This window comes from Dietzia timorensis, from assembly GCF_020742175.1.
Lineage (GTDB): Bacteria > Actinomycetota > Actinomycetes > Mycobacteriales > Mycobacteriaceae > Dietzia > Dietzia timorensis_A.
This window is the reverse complement of sequence record NZ_DYXM01000104.1, coordinates 1-2,589: the sequence shown is the minus strand read 5'-3', so window position 1 is coordinate 2,589 and position 2,589 is coordinate 1. Positions and strand designations below refer to the sequence as shown.

Sequence of the window (2,589 nt, the reverse complement as noted above, 5' to 3'; positions counted from 1 at the left end):
CGGAGCGACCACGAGCCCGACGCCGGTTCCGGAAATCCGCTGCAGCACGGTGCCCACGAGGATCGCCGCGACAATGATCGCCACGGTTCCCATCGTCATCATTCCCACATCGTAGTCGGCCTCAGGTTCATGCCTCGGGCCATCAGCAGCAGGAGTCGTTTCCGTCGCTCTCCCCGGTAAGCGCGGACACCGGCTGCGCGCACGTCTCGCCCCGCCAGGCCTCGATGCCCTCGCGGACGGCGAACACGGCGATCACCAGCGCCGCGACCGAGTCGGCCCATGCCCACCCGAACAGCGAGTTCGCCGCGAGCCCGAGGAGCACGGCACCGGAGAGATACGCACAGATCAGCGTCTGCTTGGAGTCCGCGACTGCGGTGGCCGAGCCAAGTTCCTGGCCGGTGCGCCGCTCGAACCAGGAGAATGCGGGCATGATCGCGAGGCTCACGGCGGCGAGGACGATGCCGACTGTCGAATGCTCTGCTTCGCCGGCACCCGCGAGCGAGCGCACGGCGTCGACGGTCACGAAGGCGGCGAGACCGAAGAAGGACAGGGCGATGGCGTAGAGCGCGGCGCGTTCTCGCCGTTCGGGGTCCCGGCCGGAGAACTGCCATGCGACGGCCGCCGCGGACAGCACTTCCACCGCCGAATCGAGCCCGAACCCCACGAGGGCCGCCGACGTTGCGGCGCGCCCGGCGAGGAGCGCGATGACCGCTTCGATGACGTTGTAGGTGATGGTCGCGGCGACGATCCATCGGATTCGGCGCCGGAGCACATCGCGGCGTCCATCGGTAAGTGTGTGCGGCGCTGTCATGAGCAAGTACATCCGTTCTCCGCGCAGCTGGCACTTTCGCAGCAGTGCGGGTCCACTTCGAGCACGAGCTGCACCAGTGAGCCGAGGGCGGCGCCGAGTTCGGGCACAGCGAGCGAATAACGCATGTGCCGCCCGTGACGCTCGGCAGCGACGAGACCGCACCCGCGCAGGCACGAAAGATGATTGGAGAGAAGCTGCTTGGACACTCCGAGGATGTCGACCAGTTCGGAAGGGGTCGCCGGACCGCCGCGCAGCTCGAGCAGGATTCGGGCGCGGGTTTCGTCGGAGAGGGCATACCCGAATCGGGACACCGACGCTGTATGGGAGAGAGTCACTGTGTTCGACACCCCTCGGATAGTACAGGTTTCTCTGTACTATTCAATGGTTCCACTCCCCCGGTTTCTTCCGCGTATCTAGTGGCACCGCATTAGCCTGGCGATCATGACCGAAGGACCGGACAACGAAGCGCGACCACGCTCTCTCGACACCACCGCCACCAGGCCGCTCACCGACGCGATCGCCGAGGCCGAGCACATACTTCGCTCGTCTCCGCTCTGCACCAGCGAGCAGATGCTCGCCGAGGGGCTCGACTACCTCGCGGGATCGGTGCGCGCGATCATCCAATCGCGGCAGCATTCCGATCGCCGCTTCCCGCTCCTGTCCGAGTCCACCGGCCCGTTCACGAAGATGGGCCTCGACAACCCGGACACGATCTACTACCACGCGAACCTCGTCGACGGCGCCGAGTACCTCGTCGAGGGAGTGCGCGGCACAACCACCGACCTGTCCTTCCAGGTCCTCCAGGGCAACTACTCGGCCTCTGAGGTCGCCGGCAGCGCCACCGCCTTCGACGACCGCGATATCGAGATCGCCGCTGACGGATCGTTCTCGTTCCGCATGGGCCCGATGCGCGGCGAGGGCGCGCCGCCGGAACCCGGCTACCTCGGCCTCGCCGAAGGCTCCTCGATTCTGTCGATCCGCGAGGTCTTCTCCGACTGGGACTCCGAAACGCCGGGGCGGATTTGGCTGACACGCACGGACACTCTCGGCGAGGAGAATCCGAAGTCCGACGTCACACCCGAGGCGATGGGAAAGTTCTACGAGCGTGCGGGCAAGGCGCTGGTCTCGCGCATGCACACGTGGCTCGCGTTCCCCGAGTGGTTCTTCGGCGAGCAGGAACCCAACACATTCGGCGCGCCTCGGCTGACCCCCGGCGGGCTCGCCACGCAGTACTCCTCGGCGGGCCGGTTCGCGCTCGCCCCCGGCCAGGCGATGATCGTCTCGGTGCCCAACTCCGATGCGCCGTACCAGGGTTTTCAACTCGGCAGCCCCTGGTATATCTCGCTCGAGTATGTCGATCAGCAGACCTCGCTCACCTCGCGGCAGGCGCACACGACCGACGGGATGATCCACATGGTCCTCGCCGCCGAGAACCCGGGCGTCGCGAATTGGATCGACACGATGGGCCACGCCGAGGGCATCATGCAGTTCCGGTGGCAGCGGGTGTCCGCTCCCATCACGGATGACGCCGGACCTACCGCGCGCCTCGTGTACGCCGCGGATATCGCCACGGAATTACCCGACTTCGCCGAGCAGAAGGTGACGCCCGAACAGTGGTCCGAGCGCATCGCCGCGCGCCGACGCGCGTTCGCCCGCCGTATGCGCTCGTAGCGCACACGGCGGGCGAATGTGTTTGCCTCGTTGCTCGGCAGCTCGGTTACTCGGCCTGCCGCCTACTCCGGGACGAGGTCCTGGACCGCGACCGGGCCTTGCACCTC

At 67.0% G+C, this 2,589-nt stretch carries 3 protein-coding genes; 1 reads left to right on the top strand and 2 read right to left on the bottom strand.

Annotation, left to right across the window (positions count from 1 at the left end):
• Positions 1–142: 142 nt before the first annotated feature.
• Positions 143–811, bottom strand: a complete 669-nt coding sequence (locus K8V11_RS05650) for a cation diffusion facilitator family transporter (RefSeq protein ID WP_303911547.1) — start codon at positions 809–811, stop codon at positions 143–145.
• A complete protein-coding gene (locus K8V11_RS05645) occupies positions 808–1,158 on the bottom strand; it encodes a helix-turn-helix transcriptional regulator (RefSeq protein WP_303911545.1) in 351 nt (116 codons plus the stop codon). The genes K8V11_RS05650 and K8V11_RS05645 overlap by 4 nt, the downstream gene beginning before the upstream one ends.
• 94 nt (positions 1,159–1,252) lie before the next feature.
• On the opposite strand from K8V11_RS05645, the gene K8V11_RS05640 reads away from it, so the two are divergent.
• On the top strand, positions 1,253–2,482 hold the full coding sequence (locus K8V11_RS05640; RefSeq protein WP_303911543.1) for a hypothetical protein: 1,230 nt from the start codon (positions 1,253–1,255) through the stop codon (positions 2,480–2,482).
• The last annotated feature ends 107 nt before the right edge of the window (positions 2,483–2,589 follow it).